The organism is Pseudomonas sp. NLJ1, from assembly GCF_049486705.1.
Taxonomy (GTDB): Bacteria; Pseudomonadota; Gammaproteobacteria; order Pseudomonadales; family Pseudomonadaceae; genus Aquipseudomonas; species Aquipseudomonas inefficax.
Genome location: NZ_CP137735.1, coordinates 2,307,150 through 2,324,507 on the forward strand (window position 1 = coordinate 2,307,150; position 17,358 = coordinate 2,324,507).

At 64.5% G+C, this 17,358-nt stretch carries 12 protein-coding genes; 6 read left to right on the forward strand and 6 right to left on the reverse strand.

The window, feature by feature from the left end:
* Window positions 1–79: 79 nt before the first annotated feature.
* The 4 genes from metF to R9B85_RS10375 all read left to right on the forward strand — a co-directional run bounded on the left by metF (window position 80) and on the right by R9B85_RS10375 (window position 5,160).
* The gene (gene metF, locus R9B85_RS10360; RefSeq protein ID WP_025340893.1) at window positions 80–925 is read left to right on the forward strand and encodes a methylenetetrahydrofolate reductase [NAD(P)H]; all 846 of its coding nucleotides are present in this window, start codon (window positions 80–82) and stop codon (window positions 923–925) included.
* Window positions 926–1,017: 92 nt separating this feature from the next.
* Complete coding sequence (locus tag R9B85_RS10365; RefSeq protein WP_375150026.1) at window positions 1,018–2,094, forward strand: hypothetical protein; 1,077 nt, start codon at window positions 1,018–1,020, stop codon at window positions 2,092–2,094.
* Window positions 2,095–2,259: 165 nt separating this feature from the next.
* A complete protein-coding gene (locus tag R9B85_RS10370; RefSeq protein ID WP_423771009.1) occupies window positions 2,260–3,048 on the forward strand; it encodes a substrate-binding periplasmic protein in 789 nt (262 codons plus the stop codon).
* A gap of 219 nt (window positions 3,049–3,267) precedes the next feature.
* Window positions 3,268–5,160, forward strand: coding sequence for a DEAD/DEAH box helicase (locus tag R9B85_RS10375; protein ID WP_423771010.1), 1,893 nt, complete (start codon window positions 3,268–3,270; stop codon window positions 5,158–5,160).
* A gap of 158 nt (window positions 5,161–5,318) precedes the next feature.
* Here R9B85_RS10375 and R9B85_RS10380 read toward each other — a convergent pair whose 3' ends face one another.
* The 3 genes from R9B85_RS10380 to R9B85_RS10390 all read right to left on the reverse strand — a co-directional run bounded on the left by R9B85_RS10380 (window position 5,319) and on the right by R9B85_RS10390 (window position 8,622).
* The gene (locus R9B85_RS10380; protein ID WP_025340897.1) at window positions 5,319–5,897 is read right to left on the reverse strand and encodes a YceI family protein; all 579 of its coding nucleotides are present in this window, start codon (window positions 5,895–5,897) and stop codon (window positions 5,319–5,321) included.
* Window positions 5,898–5,931: 34 nt separating this feature from the next.
* Window positions 5,932–6,483, reverse strand: coding sequence for a cytochrome b (locus tag R9B85_RS10385; RefSeq protein ID WP_133975897.1), 552 nt, complete (start codon window positions 6,481–6,483; stop codon window positions 5,932–5,934).
* A 273-nt stretch (window positions 6,484–6,756) separates the two neighbouring features.
* The gene (locus tag R9B85_RS10390) at window positions 6,757–8,622 is read right to left on the reverse strand and encodes a flavin monoamine oxidase family protein (protein ID WP_215520506.1); all 1,866 of its coding nucleotides are present in this window, start codon (window positions 8,620–8,622) and stop codon (window positions 6,757–6,759) included.
* A 265-nt stretch (window positions 8,623–8,887) separates the two neighbouring features.
* On the opposite strand from R9B85_RS10390, the gene R9B85_RS10395 reads away from it, so the two are divergent.
* Both R9B85_RS10395 and R9B85_RS10400 read left to right on the forward strand, forming a co-directional pair.
* Complete coding sequence (locus R9B85_RS10395; protein ID WP_207879620.1) at window positions 8,888–10,294, forward strand: adenosylmethionine--8-amino-7-oxononanoate transaminase; 1,407 nt, start codon at window positions 8,888–8,890, stop codon at window positions 10,292–10,294.
* Between the two features lie 129 nt (window positions 10,295–10,423).
* Window positions 10,424–11,143, forward strand: a complete 720-nt coding sequence (locus tag R9B85_RS10400) for a 16S rRNA (uracil(1498)-N(3))-methyltransferase (protein WP_215520507.1) — start codon at window positions 10,424–10,426, stop codon at window positions 11,141–11,143.
* Here the strand turns inward: R9B85_RS10400 and trhA are convergent, their stop codons facing one another.
* The 3 genes from trhA to R9B85_RS10415 form a co-directional block, all read right to left on the reverse strand.
* Window positions 11,144–11,761 (reverse strand): PAQR family membrane homeostasis protein TrhA, encoded by a 618-nt coding sequence (trhA, locus tag R9B85_RS10405; RefSeq protein ID WP_112249507.1) that lies wholly within the window; start codon window positions 11,759–11,761, stop codon window positions 11,144–11,146.
* Window positions 11,762–11,919: 158 nt separating this feature from the next.
* A complete protein-coding gene (locus tag R9B85_RS10410) occupies window positions 11,920–12,393 on the reverse strand; it encodes a chemotaxis protein CheW (protein ID WP_112249509.1) in 474 nt (157 codons plus the stop codon).
* On the reverse strand, window positions 12,386–17,338 hold the full coding sequence (locus tag R9B85_RS10415; protein ID WP_423771011.1) for an Hpt domain-containing protein: 4,953 nt from the start codon (window positions 17,336–17,338) through the stop codon (window positions 12,386–12,388). Before R9B85_RS10415 ends, R9B85_RS10410 begins: the two co-directional genes overlap by 8 nt.
* Window positions 17,339–17,358: the final 20 nt, after the last annotated feature.

A 17,358-nucleotide genomic window follows, 5' to 3' on the forward strand; every position in this document is an offset into this window, starting at 1 on the left:
CCCAAGCCAGGCCGGCCATGACCGGTCTGGCTTTTACTTGCAGCCTGCCGCTTGAAGCTTGCTGCTAGAGGAACGCCTGATGTCCCAGGAACGCCGTTACAGTTTCGAGTTCTTCCCGACCAAGACCGATGCCGGTCACGAAAAGCTGATGGGCGTGGCCCGCCAGCTTGCCGCATACAACCCGGACTTCTTCTCCTGCACCTACGGTGCCGGTGGTTCGACCCGCGACCGCACGCTGAACACCGTGCTGCAGCTGGAAAGCGAAGTGAAGGTGCCTGCCGCGCCGCACCTGTCGTGCGTTGGCGACACCAAGGCCGAACTGCGTGCCCTGCTGGCCGAATACAAGGCTGCTGGTATCAAGCGCATCGTTGCCCTGCGTGGTGACCTGCCGTCAGGCATGGGCATGGCCAGTGGCGAACTGCGCTACGCCAGCGACCTGGTCGAATTCATCCGCCAGGAAACCGCCGATCATTTCCACCTGGAAGTGGCCGCCTACCCGGAAATGCACCCCCAGGCCCGCAACTTCGAGGCTGACCTGGCCAACTTCGTGCACAAGGTCAAAGCCGGTGCCGATAGCGCCATTACCCAGTACTTCTTCAACGCCGACAGCTACTTCTACTTCGTCGAGCGCGCGCAGAAGCTGGGCGTGGACATCCCGGTGGTGCCTGGCATCATGCCGATCACCAACTACAGCAAGCTGGCGCGTTTCTCCGATGCCTGTGGCGCCGAGATCCCGCGGTGGATCCGCAAGCAGCTGGAAGCCTATGCCGACGACACCGCCAGCATCCAGGCGTTCGGCGAAGAAGTGATCACTCGCATGTGCGAACAGCTGCTGCAAGGCGGCGCACCGGGCCTGCACTTCTACACCTTGAACCAGGCCGAGCCGAGCCTGGCGATCTGGAACAACCTGAAGCTGCCGCGCTGAAATTTTTTGCAAAATCTGTTTAAGATTTGATTAAGGCTTTGGTCATAGACTAAAGCCTTATTCATTTTCCGGTTAAACAGGTCTTGCCTGCCATGCAGCACCCCCAGCCATCGCGTCCACAGCTCGTCTACCTGGCTTTTGGCCCGGCAACCTACCATCAGGAAGCCTGCTTCAGCATCGTCAGCGCCCTCGCCCATCTGGGTACGGCAGCAGGCGAAGCCATGGACATCCAGGTCTACACCGACAACCCACAACCTTATGCCGGCCTGCCGGTCACCGTTCACCTGCTGGACGAAGCCACGCGCGAGGCATGGAACGCCCCTCACGGTTACCACTTCCGCAGCAAGCATGTGCTGTTGCGTCAGGTGCTGCAGCAATACCCGCTGGCAGTGCTGATCGACACCGACACCTTCTTCCGCAAGTCGCCGCTGGAGCTGTTTGCCCGGGTAGCCCCAGGCCGCCTGCTGTGCAATGCCATCGGTGCGCGGTATGGCAGCAACCAGAAGTGCCTGCTGTACAAGAACCTGCTGGCCATCCTCGAGTCCAGGGGCCTGGCCGATTGCCAGATGCCACTGATCAACTCCGGGGTGATTGGCCTCAGCGCGAAAGACGCCAGTACCCTGGACCGCTCCATCGCCATGATGGACGAATTCCACCCCCTGGCTCGCGAGGCCTATACCCTCGAGGAGTTCTGCCTGGCGGTGGCGGCCTACCGCACGCTGGAGCTGGCCGAATGCACAGATGTCATTCATCACTACTGGAGCCGCAAGGCGCAGTTTCGCGCCAAGATCCAGGCCTGGCTGCGCAAGCATGGCCATGACCCGCTGAGCCACGCGGCGCTGGCCGACGTGTCCCTGGTCAATGACCAGCTGCCACGGCCGCCGGCCCTGCAACGCCTGGGTTACAAGGCGCTGAGCATGACCCTGCCCAGCCATGAGCGCCAATTTGCCCGCGAGCTGCTGTATGGCTGCTACCCCTACCCCAATGAGTTCGACCGCGCCTGCGCACCAGCCTGGTGGGACAAGGCCCTGGAAAACCTCAATGCCCGCCATGGCCACATGGAGCCCGAGCAACTGCGCCAGTGCCTGCGCCACCCAGGGATGCGCCTGTCACTGGGCGAACGGCGCAAGGATATCGAGGCGCATCTGCTGAGGTCCTCCCAAACTTGATTGAACTGTGGCGGCCTCTTCGCGGGTGAACCCGCTCCCACAGGATCTCTGCTGGCTTGCAGGCTCGTGCTGTACTTGTGGGAGCAGGTTCACCCGCGAAGAGGCCGGCACAGGAGAACATCACGCCCGCTGGCCTTGGAATGGCCGAGCGCGTAATCTCCGGCCATGCCACCCGTCGCCCGTCTGTTCTGGATCCTGTTGCTCGCCTGCCTGAGCCCGCTGGCCCTGGGCGAGCGGCTGCGCCTGGTGACTGATGACTGGGCACCCTATGTGTACCAGCACGACGGCCAGCCGCGCGGCATCGACTACGAAGTCACCACCCGCGTGTTCGAACGCCTTGGCGTCGAAGTGCAGTGGGAATTCCTGCCATGGAAGCGCTGCCTCGCAATGATCGAGCAAGGCCAGGCCGACGGCATCATGGACATTTTCCAGACCGAGTCGCGCCGGCCCTATCTGGTATACGCCCCCGAACCCATGTCGGAAGTCGAGTTCGTCCTGTTCCAGGCCAGCGCACGTCGCCATGCCGTCAAGGCTCTGGATGACCTTGCCGGCCTCACTGTCGGCACCTCACCCGGCTACGCCTATGGTGCCGCGTTCAACGAGGCCCTACATTTCAGGCGCGAGGCCGCGCCTACCCATGAAGCCAATTTCGGCAAGCTGATGCTGGGCCGCATCGACCTGGCAATCACCGACCGCAGGGTCGGCCATTACCTGCTGCGCCATCTGGGCCTGCAACAGCAGGTCGAGGAGCTGCCACTGGTGATCAGCCGTCAGGCGCAATACCTGGGGCTGGTGCGCAAGCCGGGGCGGGAGGCACTGGCCCAGGCCTTCGCCATGGAACTGCAGCGCTTCAAGCAGGAACCGGCTTATGCAGCTATAAGTAACCGCTACACAGACGACATCGGAAACATTCTCAACGCCGTTGAGCAGCAGGAAAGCAGCACAGCGCGATAGCTCTGTTATACTCGGGCCTTCCCGCCCGGCTCACGCCCGGACGCTCGGCCTCGCAACAGGCATCCCGATCGGCATCGACGCGCCTTCGCGTCCACCCTCCGCTAACCGGATGTGCAGTGAAAGCCCAGCTGGACCGGACGCGATCGCATCCCACCGATGCCCGTCGCGCCAGGCAGAACATCCCAAACGGGCCCAGCCCACACGAGAACAGGATTGCCCATGTCCTTTGCTTCCCTCGGTCTCTCCGAGGCTCTTGTCCGCGCTATCGAGGCTGCGGGCTATACCCAGCCGACCCCCGTGCAACAGCGGGCGATTCCCGCCGTGTTGCAAGGCCGCGACCTGATGGTCGCCGCACAGACAGGTACTGGTAAAACCGGCGGTTTCGCCCTGCCGATCCTCGAGCGCCTGTTCCCGGCCGGCCACCCCGACAAGTCGCAGCGCCACGGCCCGCGCCAACCTCGCGTGCTGGTCCTGACCCCGACCCGTGAACTGGCAGCCCAGGTGCATGACAGCTTCAAGGTCTATGCCCGTGACCTTCCACTGGTCAGCGCCTGCATTTTCGGCGGCGTCGGCATGAACCCGCAGATCCAGGCCATTGCCAAGGGTGTGGACGTGCTGGTCGCCTGCCCCGGCCGCCTGCTGGACCTGGCCGGCCAAGGCAAGGTTGACCTGGCCCACGTGGAAATCCTGGTGCTGGACGAAGCCGACCGCATGCTCGACATGGGCTTCATCCATGACGTCAAGAAGGTCCTCGCCCGCCTGCCGGCCAAGCGCCAGAACCTGTTGTTCTCGGCCACCTTCTCCAAGGACATCACCGACCTCGCCGACAAGCTCCTGCACAACCCGGAGCGTATCGAGGTCACCCCGCCGAACACTACCGTCGAGCGTATCGAACAGCGCGTCTACCGCCTGCCGGCCAGCCACAAGCGCGCACTGCTGGCGCACCTGATCACCCAGGGTGCCTGGGAACAGGTGCTGGTGTTCACCCGCACCAAGCACGGCGCCAACCGCCTGGCCGAGTACCTGGAAAAGCACGGCCTGACCGCCGCCGCAATCCACGGCAACAAGAGCCAGAACGCCCGTACCAAGGCGCTGGCCGACTTCAAGGCCAATAGCGTTCGCGTGCTGGTCGCCACCGACATCGCCGCCCGTGGCCTGGACATCGACCAATTGCCGCACGTGGTCAACTTCGAGCTGCCGAATGTCGAGGAAGACTACGTCCACCGCATTGGCCGTACCGGCCGTGCCGGTCGTTCGGGCGAGGCCATTTCCATGGTTGCGCCGGATGAAGAGAAACTGCTCAAGAGCATCGAGCGGGTGACCAGGCAGAAGATCCCGGACGGCGACCTGATGGGCTTCGACGCCAGCCAGGTAGAAGCCGAAAAGCCTGAAGTGCGCGAACGCCAGCAGAACAACGGCCGTGGTGGCCGTAACCAGCAGGCCCGCGGCGAAGGCGGCAAAGATGCCAACGGCGGCCGCAAGGACAAGGGCAAGGATAAAGGCAAGGCCAAGCAACAGGCTGCGGACAAGCCGGCCGACAAGGAAAAGAGCGGCGACAAGCAACAGCAGCAACGCAAGCCGCGTGACAAGAAGCCGCGCCAGCAGCAACAGCAGGCCAGCAACAGCAGCGCGCCGAAAGCGCCTGTCGACCGTGATCCGGAAGAATTCCTGGACGACGATATCGACAACTTCGGCAACCGTGCCGACTATGTCAGCCCGTACCAGGGCAAGAACCAGGGCCGCAATCGCCGCCCGGGTAGCAATGCCGGCCAAGGTCAGGGTAATGGCCAGCGCAGCAACGCCGGTGGCCAAGCTCGCAATAGCGGCCAGCCGCGCAGCGGCGGTAGCGGTGGCGGTGGCGGCGAGAAACGTCCACCCCGCGCCAACAACGGTGGCGGTGCCCGCCGTGATGGTGGCGGCCGTGGCCGCCCGGCCCGTGACGATGCTGCCCGGCAAGAGCCGGCCGTGCGCAACCCGCGCCAGCCGGAAAAACAGCCAGTAATCATCCGCAAGGAGTCCAAGCTCGACCGTTACCCGACGCCCGAGCAGCTGGATGACCTGCCAAGCCGCCCGCGCGGTGAGCGCCCGGCGCTGCTGACCCGCAAGGGCTGACAGAAAGTATGAGAGGGCCGCTTTGCGGCCCTTTCGCGACACAAGGCCGCTCCCACAGGTATTGCGCTGCAAGTGAAATCTGCGCAATACCTGTGGGAGCGGCCTTGTGTCGCGAAAGGGCTGCGAAGCAGCCCCCTCGGTATTTCAGCTAAAGCAAATTACTTCTGCTTCACACCTTCAACACTGATATCCAGGTCCAGGGTCTGCGAAGTAGCGCCCGGGCCCTTGATGCCGAAGTCGTTCAGGTTCAGCGTGGTGGTTGCGTTGAAACCAGCGCGCTCACCGCCCCATGGGTCCTTGCCTTCACCGTTGAAGGTGGCCTTGAAGGTAACCGGCTTGGTCACACCGTGCATGGTCAGGTCGCCAGTCACGTCAGCGGTCTTGTCGCCAGTCGACTTGACGCTGGTGGAGACGAACTTGGCCTCCGGGTACTTCTTCACGTCAAGGAAGTCGGCGCTGGCAATGTGCTTGTCACGCTCGGCGTGGTTCGACCACAGGCTGGCGGTTTTCAGGTCGACGTTGATCTTGCTGGCTTCAGGCTTGGCACTGTCCCAGGTGAAGTTGCCGTCGAAGTCCTTGAAGGTACCGTGAATGAAGCTGTAGCCCAGGTGGCTGATCTTCCAGTCAACGAACGCGTGCTGGCCTTCCTTGTCGATCTTGTACTCGGCAGCCATGGCCTGGCCAGCGGAGAGCAGAGCGGTACCGAGCGCCAGAGCGGCAAAAGTCTTTTTCAACATCCTTACTTCCTTCCTATGCAATTGAGGTTGAGAGTCAAGCTTTGCGGCCCAGCATGCGGGTCAGGGTCGCGTCACGGTCGATGAAATGATGCTTGAGCGCTGCCAGGCCATGCAGCACGGCAAAAATCACCAAGCCCCATGCCAGCCAGAGATGAATCACGCCAGCCAGGTCTGCCTGGTCGGGCAGGTCGCTGACCAGTGCCGGCACTTCGAACAGGCCGAACACCGGAATGCCGACACCGTCGGCGGTGGAAATCAGGTAACCGGCGATCATCACCGCGAACAGCCCCACGTACAGGGCCAGGTGGCCCAACTTGGCTGCCAGTCGGGTGAATGCGCCGTGGTTGGCCGGTGCCGGTGGCGGCGGGCTGATGAAGCGCCAGACCACCCGCAGCAGCATCACCGCCAGCAGCACCAGGCCGATGCTCTTGTGCAGGTCCGGGCCGGCCTTGCGCCAAGGGCTGTAGTAGTCGAGGCCGACCATCCACAGGCCCAGGCCGAACAGGCCGAACACTGCCAGAGCCACGCCCCAGTGCAGGACGATGCTGACCACGCCGTAGCGAGAAGGTGAATTGCGCAGTTGCATGTTGACGTGTTTCCCCGTGAAAGCTGTGCACAGACTAACGCGTAACGTATCGAAGAAAAGCGGAAAAAATTGCTTTGGATTATCGAGAAATCCGATATGTATTCTGTAACCTTGCCATTAAGGAAACATTAACGATAGACGGAGCGTTCGCGGTTGCCAGTGCCGGCCCTTTCGCGGGTAAACCCGCTCCCACAGGGTCGGCGCAGTTCCTGCTACCTGTGACGGACCTGTGAGAGCGGGTTTACCCGCGAAAGGGCCGGCACTGTCAATAAATCAACCGGCCTTGGCTTGGGTATTGGTTACACCTTTCTTGGCCGGTTCGGACTTGGCAGTCGCTTTCTTGGCCTCGGCAGGCTTGTGGGCCGGCTTGTGCGTCGGCACACGCTTGCCAGATGCAGCCTTGGTCGCAGCAGGCTTGGCCACCGCTTCCTTGGCCACAGGTGCTGGTGCAACCGGGGCCGGGGCGGCTTGTGGCGCTGGCGCAGGTACCGGCGCCACCTCTTCAGCCTTGGCAATCGGCTCGGCCTTCACCTCAGGCTTGTCCGCCCCGCCAAACAGGCGCTTGAAGAAGCCCGGCTTGTCCTGCCTGGCCTCATCATCCTTTTTCGGCTCGGCCTTGGCAGGGGCCTTGTCAGCCTTGTCGCCCTTGTCGTCAGAGCCGCCAAACATATTGGAGAAGAACCCACCCTTGCCCTCCTTGGCCGCCACGGCACCTGCAGCTGCTGCTGCCGCCACCGGTGCCGCCTTGGCCGGGTCGAACGATTTGCCGGCCAGCAGGTCCTGTACCTGGCTGGCCGCGCGCTGGCCGCTGCGAAGGGCGCCTTCCAGGGTGCCTGGGTAGAGGGCGTCGGTATGCTCACCGGCAAAGGTGATGCGCTGCACCGGGCGCTCCCACAGGCGCCAGTACTTACTGATCTGGCCCGGGCCATAGGCCAGGTAGGCGCCACCGGTGCCGGCGTCGGTGCTGTAGCGCTTGACCTCGTAGCCGGTGAACGAGCCACGCGCCTGCGGGTAAAACGCATGCAGGCGGATCAGCACCTGGTCGACCATCTGCTTGTCGCCGAACGCCTGCAGCAGGCGGGCGTTGTCACCCGACAGGTTGATCACCACGTTGGCCCCACCCTTGAGCGCAGGCTCGATCCACAGCATGCCCAAACCAGCGTTACTGAAGATTTCGCCCGACATGCGCGCACGGCTTTCCCACACCGGCTTCTTGAACTTGAGCATCAGCTGGTCGCGCCAGCCATAGTTGGTGCCTTTCAACGCCGCCAGGTGCTGGCTGTCCAGGCCCGGGGTCATCTGGATCTTGGCCAGGGCACGCAGAGGGACGGCCATGACCAGGTAATCCGCCTGGTAGCCGACGCTGCCAACCTTGACCGTGACACCGTCCTTGTCCTGGACGATGGAGGTCACCGGCGAACTGGTCTTGATGGTCTTCAGTTGCTTGACGAATGCCTGGGCCAGTACCGGGCTGCCGCCGGGCAGGCGCGCGGCACGCAGGTCACGGTCGCTGACACCGCGATACACGCGGTTCTGCTGGGCAAAGTACAACAGCGACAGACGCGATGGCTCATCGTAGCGGGTACGGATCTGCTGGTTGACCAGCTGACGGGCGGTGGACGGCAGTTGCAGCTTGTCCAGCCAGGTGGAGACGTTGATCTGGTCAAGGGCAAACAGCGTGCTGTTGGCTTGCGGTTTCAGTGGGTCGTCGATCGAACGGGCCAGGTCATCGAGGGTTTTCTCGTAACGCTTGAGCGCCTCGGCGGTGGCCGGCTGCTTGGTGGCCAGGTCGGTGGCACTGAAATACTCGCCATCGATCAGGTAACCGGGGGTACGCACGAACTCCGGTGCCGGCAGTGTTTCAAGTTTGAAACGGTCGAGGTACTGGTTGAGCACCGGCTGCGCCTTCGCGTTGCCGATCCACTCGCTGGTGGCCAGGCCCGAGCGCCCGCCCATGCCTGGCTTGGCTTCCAGCAGCGTTACCTGCCAGCCTTTGCTCTGCAGCTCGTAGGCGGCCGTCAGGCCCGCCAGGCCGCCACCCACGACGATCGCCGAAGGCGTCTTGTCCTTTGCCAGCGCGGCGCCGCTGGACACACCAATCAATACCAACGCGCACAGGCGCACCCAAGCAGCAGCCATGTCGGCGAACTCCGAGTCAGGGGGTTACAGAAACGGGGAGAGGCAGGAATGCCCCGGGAGAGATGCGTTAAGAATACGTCAGGTCCGCCGCCCCTGCCAGCGCAGTGACATCAAGTCCTTTTCGCCACTGACATTTTTATCTGCGGCGAATTCGAACGGTGGCAAGCGAAGCTGGCAACCCGATGAACAGCGGCGGTTGTTCTGCCCTGCGGCATTGCTTAGGCTTACGCGGTCGAACCAAGGCGCAAAGCCAGGAGAAGTGCCCATGGGCCTCAATGATCAGTGGATGCAACGCGACCTCAAGGTCCTGTGGCACCCCTGCACCCAGATGAAAGACCACGAGCAGCTGCCGCTGATCCCGATCAGGCGCGGCGAAGGCGTGTGGCTGGAAGACTTCGAAGGCAAGCGCTACCTGGATGCGGTGAGCAGCTGGTGGGTCAACGTGTTTGGCCACGCCAACCCGCGCATCAACCAGCGCATCAAGGACCAGGTCGACCAGCTGGAGCACGTGATCCTGGCCGGTTTCAGCCACCAGCCGGTGATCGAGCTGTCCGAGCGTCTTGTAGCCATGACCCCCGCCGGCCTCGACCGGGTGTTCTATGCCGACAACGGTTCGTCGTGCATCGAAGTGGCGCTGAAGATGAGCTTCCACTACTGGCAGAACGTCGGCAAGCCGGGCAAGAAGCGCTTCGTCACCCTGACCAACAGCTACCACGGCGAAACCATCGCTGCCATGTCGGTCGGCGATGTGCCGCTGTTCACCGAAACCTACAAGGCGCTGCTGCTCGACACCCTCAAGGTGCCCAGCCCCGACTGCTACCTGCGGCCCGCAGGCATGAGCTGGGAAGAGCACTCGCGCAATATGTTCCAGGCCATGGAGCAGACCTTGGCCGAGCACCACGCCTCGATCAGTGCGGTAATCGTCGAGCCGCTGATCCAGGGTGCTGGCGGCATGCGCATGTACCATCCGGTGTACCTCAAGCTGCTGCGCGAGGCCTGCGACCGCTACGACGTGCACCTGATCCACGACGAGATCGCCGTGGGCTTCGGCCGCACCGGCACCATGTTCGCCTGCGAACAGGCCGGCATCCGCCCCGACTTCCTGTGCCTGTCCAAGGCCCTGACCGGCGGTTACCTGCCACTGGCCGCCTGCCTGACCACCGACAAGGTGTACCAGGCGTTCTACGACGATTACCCGACCCTGCGCGCGTTCCTCCACTCGCACAGCTACACCGGCAACCCGCTGGCCTGCGCCGCGGCGCTGGCGACCCTGGACATCTTCGAGCAGGACAACGTGATCGAGGCCAACAAGGCCTTGGCCACACGCATGGCCAGCGCCACCGCGCACCTGGCCGACCACGCACATGTGGCCGAGATTCGCCAGACCGGCATGGCCCTGGCCATCGAGATGGTCCAGGACAAGGCCGGCAAGGTCGCCTACCCATGGCAGGAGCGTCGTGGCCTGAAAGTGTTCGAACATGCCCTGACTCGTGGCGCCCTGTTGCGGCCGCTGGGCAGCGTGGTGTACTTCCTGCCGCCTTATGTGATTACGCCAGAGCAGATCGACTTTTTGGCAGAAGTGGCCAGCGAAGGCATCGACATTGCCACCCGTGATAGCGTCAGCGTGGCCGTACCGGCCAACTTCCACCCCGACTTCCGTGACCCGGGCTAAGCCCGAAAGCCCGCCGCGTACTCTGTGGGAGCGGGTTCACCCGCGAATGCAATAGTGGAGTCACCGCCGCATTCGCGGGTGAACCCGCTCCCACAGGGACCACCTTCTACCTTTAGCTTGAGCTCAACCATGAGACTGTCCCGCTTCTTCATCGACGCCCCCCTGAGCCTTGGCGAGCACGATCTGCCCGAAGCCCAGGCCCACTACATCGGCCGCGTACTGCGCATGGCCCCTGGCGATGCCGTGCAGCTGTTCGACGGCAGCGGCCAGGAATACCGCGGCCAGTTGCTCGAAGTGGGCAAGAAAACCGTCCGCGTCAGCCTCGACCAGGCCCTCGCCGGCCAAGCCGACTCACCACTGCACGTGCACCTCGGCCAAGGCCTGTCCCGTGGCGAGCGCATGGACTGGGCGATCCAGAAAGCCACCGAGCTGGGCGCCAACGAAATCACCCCGATCGTCAGCGAACGCTGCGAAGTGCGGCTGAAGGACGAACGCGCCGACAAACGCCTGGCCCACTGGCGCCAGGTGGCCATCAGTGCCTGCGAACAATGCGGCCGCTCGACCTTGCCGGTCATCCACCCACCGGTGACCCTGGCCGAATGGCTGAACGGCGCCAAGGCCGACCTGAAACTGGTCCTGCACCCAGTGGCCGAACCGCTCACCAGCCATGCCAAGCCTGCCACCCTGGCCTTCCTGATCGGCCCCGAAGGCGGCCTGAGCGAGGCGGAGGTCGACCAGGCCAAGACTGCCGGTTTTCACGCAGCACGCCTGGGCCCACGCGTGCTGCGCACCGAAACCGCCCCAGTGGTGGCACTGTCGGTGGCACAGCAACTGTGGGGCGACTTTTAACTAGCGCACGTACAACGACACCGCCACGAAGTGCATGAGGCTGCCGGCAATCACGAACAAGTGCCAGATGCCATGCCAGTGGCGGAAGCGGCTGTCGAAGGCGAAGAAGATGATGCCGACGGTGTAGAACACCCCGCCGGCAGCCAGCCAGGCAAAGCCGGCGCTGCCGAGTGAATGCAGCAATGGCTTGACCGCCACCAGCACGATCCAGCCCATCACTGCATAGATGATGATCGACAGGATGCGCGCCTCGGAGCGCGGCTTGATTTCCTGCAGCATGCCGATCACCGCCAGCCCCCAGACCACCCCGAACAGGCTCCAGCCCCAGGGCCCGCGCAGGCTGACCAGGCAGAACGGCGTGTAGCTGCCAGCAATCAGCAGGTATATCGACAGGTGATCGAGCTTGCGCATGATCACCTTCGCCCGCCCGCGAGTGCTGTGGTACAGGGTAGAAATGCTGTACAGCAACAGCAAGGTGCTGCCGTAGATGGAGAAACTGACGATCTTCCACGGGTCGCCCTGCAGGCCCGCAGCCACGATCAGCCAGATGGCACCGATACAGGCCAGGACGGCACCGACCAGGTGGGTCCAGGCATTGAAGCGTTCACCGTAGTACATGCAAACACAGACCTCCTGAGGTGGGCTGGGTTCCTGCGTCCTTCTGTTCCGGCCTCTTCGCGGGTGAACCCGCTCCCACAGGGATCCTAAAAAGCCTGAGGACGGTGCCGTATCTGTGGGAGCGGGTTCACCCGCGAAGAGGCCCTATGGCTTACATCCTACCCAACCTCAGGTTGCAATTGCGCGTCACGCACCAGCCGCTCCAGCCCCACCAGGTCGGGCACCCGTGCCACCTGTTCACCTACCTGCACCGCCGCCAGCTCCAGCCGGCCCAGCGCCACATCCACGTAGTTCAGCTGGCTGTCGAGCTTGCACGAGCGCGGTATGTCCTGCAGCAACAACGCCAGGTAGCGCAGGCCGGTATCGCCCAGGGCATTGAGCACCACCACGCGAGCCCGCTCGCCGCAGGGTGTCTCGCCACCACATGCGGCTTCGAAGCCGATCAGCGGCAGGCGCTGCTGGCGCCAGTCGATCCAGCCCAGATGCCAGGCCGGCTCGCCGCGCTGGCACACCAGGTTGCGCTGGCCACTCAGTTCAGCCACCGCCACGTTGGGCAACACCAGGGTACGGTCGCCCAACGGCAGCAAAAGCCCGGTCAGGCTGCTGCGCTGGCCGGCGATCAATTCAAGCATGGGTCTGGCTCCAATGGGCAATGCTCTGCAACAGGATCGACTCCTGGTACGGCTTGCCCAAGTATTCGTTGACGCCGATGGCCATGGCACGGTCGCGGTGCTTCTGCCCGGTGCGCGAGGTAATCATGATGATCGGCAAGTCTTTCAGCCGCTCGTCACGGCGGATGCGTGTGGCCACCTCGAAGCCGTCCATGCGTGGCATCTCGATATCCAGCAGCAACACGTCGGGGCGATGTTCTTCCAGCAGGGCCATGGCATCGACTCCGTCCTTGGCCGTCAGCACGCTCATGCCATGGCGTTCCAGCAGGCGGCTGGTGACTTTGCGCACGGTCACCGAGTCATCCACTACCATTACCAGCAACGCCCGCCGTGGCGCCGGGCCGAACACCTGGCGCCGGGCCGCGTCGCCGCCCGGCAGGCGCGCCAGGCGCCGCTGCTGGCCACGCAACTGGCCCAGCAGGTCGAGAATCAGCACCACCCGGCCATCGCCCAGCAACGTCGCCCCCGACAAACCTGCAACCGCGGCAAACTGCGGCCCCAGGCTCTTCACCACGATCTCGCGGCTGGGCGACAGGCTGTCGGCCTGGATGGCGAACGACTGCTCCTGAGAATGCACCAGCAGCACCGGCAGCGGAACGCTCTGCCCGAGCAATGCCGGGCGCGGCATACCTTGGAGCAGCTCACCCAAGTAGCGCAGCTCGTATTCGTGGCCGGCGTACACATAACGTGGGGCGTCCAGCTGGTAGCACGCTGCCAGTTCGGCCGGCGGCACGCGGACGATACCCTCGATGGTGTTCAGCGGAATGGCGTACTGCTCTTCGCCCAGGTGCACCATCAGCGCACGGTTGACCGACACGGTAAACGGCAGGCGGATCAGGAAGCGCGCGCCCTTGCCTTGGGCCGATTCGATACTCATCGAGCCGCCCAGCTGCTTGACCTCCTCGTGCACCACATCCATGCCCAGGCCGCGCCCGGAAATCTGGGTGATCTTCTCGGCCGTGGAAAAGCCCGGGCGCAGGATGAACTGGAGGATCTCGTGATCGCTCAATTGCGCCTGCGGGTCCAGCAGGCCGCGCTTGATGGCCTTGCGGCGCACCGCTTCCAGTGGCACCCCGGCACCGTCGTCGGTCATTTCGATAACGATGTCGGCGCCTTCGTGCAACAGATTCAGGTGGATGGTGCCCTGCTCCGGCTTGCCGGCGGCCAGGCGCATTTCGCGGCTTTCCAGGCCATGGTCAACAGCGTTGCGCAGCATGTGCTCCAGCGGCGCCACCATACGTTCGAGCACGCTACGGTCCAGTTCGCCCTCGGCATTGCCGACCACCAGCTCCACTTGCTTGCCCAGCTCGCTGGCCACCTGCCGCACCACACGCTGCAAGCGCGGTACCAGGCGCTCGAAGGGCACCATCAGGGTAGCGGTCAGGCCTTCCTGCAACTGGCTGTTCACCCGCGCCTGCTGCTGCAACAGGCTGTAGGCCTCCTGGGCCCGCTGTGCCAGGGTTTCCTTGAGGTCGAGCAAGTCCGAGGCCGACTCGAACAGGGCCCGCGACAGCTGCTGCAGCTGCGAGTGGCGGTCCATTTCCAGCGGGTCGAAGTCGTCATAGGCATCGCCTTCGAACTGCTGCCGGCTGGAGATCCGCCCTTGGGTCTCGATGTCCAGGCGCAGCAACTGGTCGCGCATGCGCTCGAGGGTGGTTTCCATCTCGTTGAGGGTGAACTGCGCATCGTTGACCTGCTGCTCGATGCGCCCACGGATGACCGAGTGCTCACCGGCCAGGTTGCCCAGGTCGTCGAGCAACTCGGCATCGACCTTGACCATGTCGCCTGGCGCCCGCTCGGGAGCTGCCGCAGGCGCCTCACTGATCGCGGCCTCGACCGGCCCCTGGCCGGCGGCGCTGTCGGCCAGGGCCGAGAAGCTGAAGTTGCGGATGTAGTCGATCAGCGCGGTGGCGGCATGCAGCGGTTGCCGCAGACGCACAGCATCGAGCATGTGCGCCAGGCGGTCATGGCAGTTCTGCAGCAAGGCGAACAGTGGTGCGCTCGGCGGCATACGGCCAGCGGCCAGCAGCTCGTAGAGGAACTCCAGTTCGTGGGCCAGGTCGCCGATCGGTGCGATTTCGACCATGCGCGCCACGCCCTTGAGGGTGTGCAGGTCGCGCATCAGGTTGTCCACTTCGACGCTGCTGCGCGGGTCGGCCTGCCAGCGCGCCAGGGCTGCGGCGGCACTCTCGACGATGTCCGAGCTTTCTTCCAGAAAGACGTCCAGCAGCTCTTCGCCAGGGCTTTCCGGCTCTTCGGTCAGCGGCTCGGCCACGGGCGGCAGCAAAGGGTTGTGCGCCTGCCCCAGGCCAAGGGTATCGGCCAGGTCCATGTCCGGGTGCAGCGGCGTGACCGTGTCGATGCCCACCAGGCCAGTGGCCTCCGGTGCCAGGGCCTGGCCCAGCAGGTTGCGCAGGCTGTCGACCAGCTCTGCCCTCGGCGGGATGTCCTGCCCAGCCGCCACTTCGTCGAGCATGTCGAGCAGGGCCTCATGGGCCCGCTGCACATGGGCGAAGAACCGTGCATCAGCGGGCAGACTGCCCTCCTCAACGGCGCCGTACAGGTCGAGCAAGGCCTCGCACACGTCGTCCATCTGCCACAGGTCGGCCAGGTGTGCGGCGTGGCCCAGGGATGTCAGTTCGTCGAGCAGGGTTTCCAGCGCATCGCGCTGGCCGGGCTGCTCCTGCCAGCGTGACAGCAACGACTCGGCATCCAGCAGGATATCCATTGCCTGGGCCAGGAAACTGGCAGTCAATTGCGGGTCGCGCTTGCTACGCCGCGCATGCTGCGGGTCGCCATGCAAGCTGGCCAGGTGCCCGTCCACCGCCTGGCCGACCTGCTCGATCAGCTCTGCGGCGCCGGGGATGGCCGCCAGCGGTGTGCTGTCGAGTTGCGCCAGGCCCAGGTGGAACAGCGAGCGCGCAGCTTCCAGCCATTCGATCTCGGCCATTTGCAGGGGCAGTTGGTGGCCCTTGTATTCACGTGCCAGGCGGTCGAAGGCGGTGGCCAGTTCGGCGACTGGCATCACCCCGGCCATGGCGGCACTGCCCTTGAGCGTGTGAAGGGCGCGCTGCAGGCCATCGCTGACCTGCGCATCGTGGCCGTCGGTGCCCTGCAGAAAAGCATCCAGGCTGGCCAGGTGGCCCTGCGCCTCGCTGCGAAAAATATCCAGCAATTGCGGGTCGAGGCCGTCGATGTCGGCCGCCACCGGGGCATCGTTTTCGGCCAGGGCATGCAGGTGCCCGGCCAGTTGCTCGATTTCCGTCAGTTGCGGCAACTGGCCTGCGGCAAAATCGGCCAGCAGGTCGGGCAGGTGAACGAACACCTGCTGCAGGGCCACTACGCCTTCCGGGCTGAGCACGCTGCGGCCCTCGAGTACCCGGTTCAACAGGTGCTCGGCGCCCCAGGCCAGCTCGGCCACCGCCTCGGCATGTACCATGCGCCCGCTGCCCTTGAGCGTATGCAAGGCGCGGCGCACTTCTGCCAGTGCCTCGCGCTGCTGGTTGTCGGCACGCCAGCGCAACCAATGGCGCTCGATTTCCGGCAGCAGTTCACCAGCCTCGTCGAGAAACACTTCGCGCAGCTCGTCATCAATGCCATCAGCGCTGCCATCGTGGCCTACGGTGGCCTCGACCAGCGCGCAGTGCACACCCAGCGTCGCCAGGCTGGCGCGCGCCATGTCGATGAAGGGCTGGCCATCCGCCAATGGGTCCGCCACACGCCATTGCAGGTAGCATTCGGCAGCGCTCAGGGCCTCGGCCAGGTGCGTCAGCTCGTCGGCTGGCGGTTCTACATCCAGATGCTGCAGCCAGCGCTGCACATAGCTGGCGCAACCGGCAAACAGCTCGGCCACCGCCGGTAGCATCAACATCGCTAGCGCACCGCGAATCTGTTGCAACAGCCCTGGCAAGGGTTGCAGGCGTTGTCGCGGCCAGCCGGACTCCAGGCAATCGCCGATCAGATCCTTGGCCTGCTGCAGCACGTTCAGCGATTCGTTCAACACCAGTTGGCGGATTTCGGCCAGGTCCGAGCCCGGCAGGCCGCCCTGGCCGTTTTCCTCCAGCGGGCCGACCATGCCATTGAGCGTGGCCTCCACATACAGCAGGGCCCCTGCTACATCCATCAACACCGCGTCGTCCACCGCCCGCTCGCCCTGGGCCAGGGCCTGCAGCGCCAGCACCTGGTCGATGATCACCCGGCGTGGCTGCTGGAAGCCCAGCACTGCCAGGGTGTCGGCCACGTGGCGCAGGGGTGCCAGCAGGGCATCGAGCTGCTCGCTGTGCTGGCGATCGCCGCGCACGAACTGGTCCAGGCGCTCCTTGATGCGCACCAGGTCGTCGCACAGCGCAGTTACCACCGAGCGCAGGGCATCGCGTCCGGGCCCTGCCTGCAGCTGCTCGCGCCAGTTGCCCAGCGACAGGTCGAGGTTGGCCAGGTCGTCGGCACCGGCAAAGCGTTGGGTGGCGCCGCTGATCAGGCTGGCCTGCGCCAATGGCTCCTCGCCACGGCAGGCCCGCAGCTGGTTGAGCAGCGGCAGCATCACCAATGGCAGGTCGTGGCGAGCGCCGCGCAGGCGCTCCAGATACGACGGCAGTTGCTCCAGGCCACGGAACAATGCGCCCAGGCAATCACCGCGGGGGCTGACCTGGCCATCGGCCAGGGCCTTGGCGAACAGCTCCAGTTCTTCGGCCAGGCGCGTGGCCCCGCGCAGTTCGAGCATGCGCAGGCAACCGTGCACCTGGTGCAGATTGTCGACCACGAATGCCAGCATCGACAGGTCGCCAGGCTCGCCGGCAAAGCGCTCCAGCGCCTGGCGCGCCTGGCCCAGGCAGTCGAGGATGGCGGCCTTGGTCCAGGCCAGCGCCACTGTGTCGTGGCGCTCGGGGCTTACAGCTGCTACAGCCATGGGCACTCCTCGGCGCGGCT

Coding starts and splice junctions, on each gene's coding strand:
- metF (WP_025340893.1), top strand. CDS start 80: ATGTCCCAGGAACGCCGTTACAGTTTCGAGTTCTTCCCGACCAAGACC.
- R9B85_RS10365 (WP_375150026.1), top strand. CDS start 1,018: ATGCAGCACCCCCAGCCATCGCGTCCACAGCTCGTCTACCTGGCTTTT.
- R9B85_RS10370 (WP_423771009.1), top strand. CDS start 2,260: ATGCCACCCGTCGCCCGTCTGTTCTGGATCCTGTTGCTCGCCTGCCTG.
- R9B85_RS10375 (WP_423771010.1), top strand. CDS start 3,268: ATGTCCTTTGCTTCCCTCGGTCTCTCCGAGGCTCTTGTCCGCGCTATC.
- R9B85_RS10380 (WP_025340897.1), bottom strand. CDS start 5,897: ATGTTGAAAAAGACTTTTGCCGCTCTGGCGCTCGGTACCGCTCTGCTC.
- R9B85_RS10385 (WP_133975897.1), bottom strand. CDS start 6,483: ATGCAACTGCGCAATTCACCTTCTCGCTACGGCGTGGTCAGCATCGTC.
- R9B85_RS10390 (WP_215520506.1), bottom strand. CDS start 8,622: ATGGCTGCTGCTTGGGTGCGCCTGTGCGCGTTGGTATTGATTGGTGTG.
- R9B85_RS10395 (WP_207879620.1), top strand. CDS start 8,888: ATGGGCCTCAATGATCAGTGGATGCAACGCGACCTCAAGGTCCTGTGG.
- R9B85_RS10400 (WP_215520507.1), top strand. CDS start 10,424: ATGAGACTGTCCCGCTTCTTCATCGACGCCCCCCTGAGCCTTGGCGAG.
- trhA (WP_112249507.1), bottom strand. CDS start 11,761: ATGTACTACGGTGAACGCTTCAATGCCTGGACCCACCTGGTCGGTGCC.
- R9B85_RS10410 (WP_112249509.1), bottom strand. CDS start 12,393: ATGCTTGAATTGATCGCCGGCCAGCGCAGCAGCCTGACCGGGCTTTTG.
- R9B85_RS10415 (WP_423771011.1), bottom strand. CDS start 17,338: ATGGCTGTAGCAGCTGTAAGCCCCGAGCGCCACGACACAGTGGCGCTG.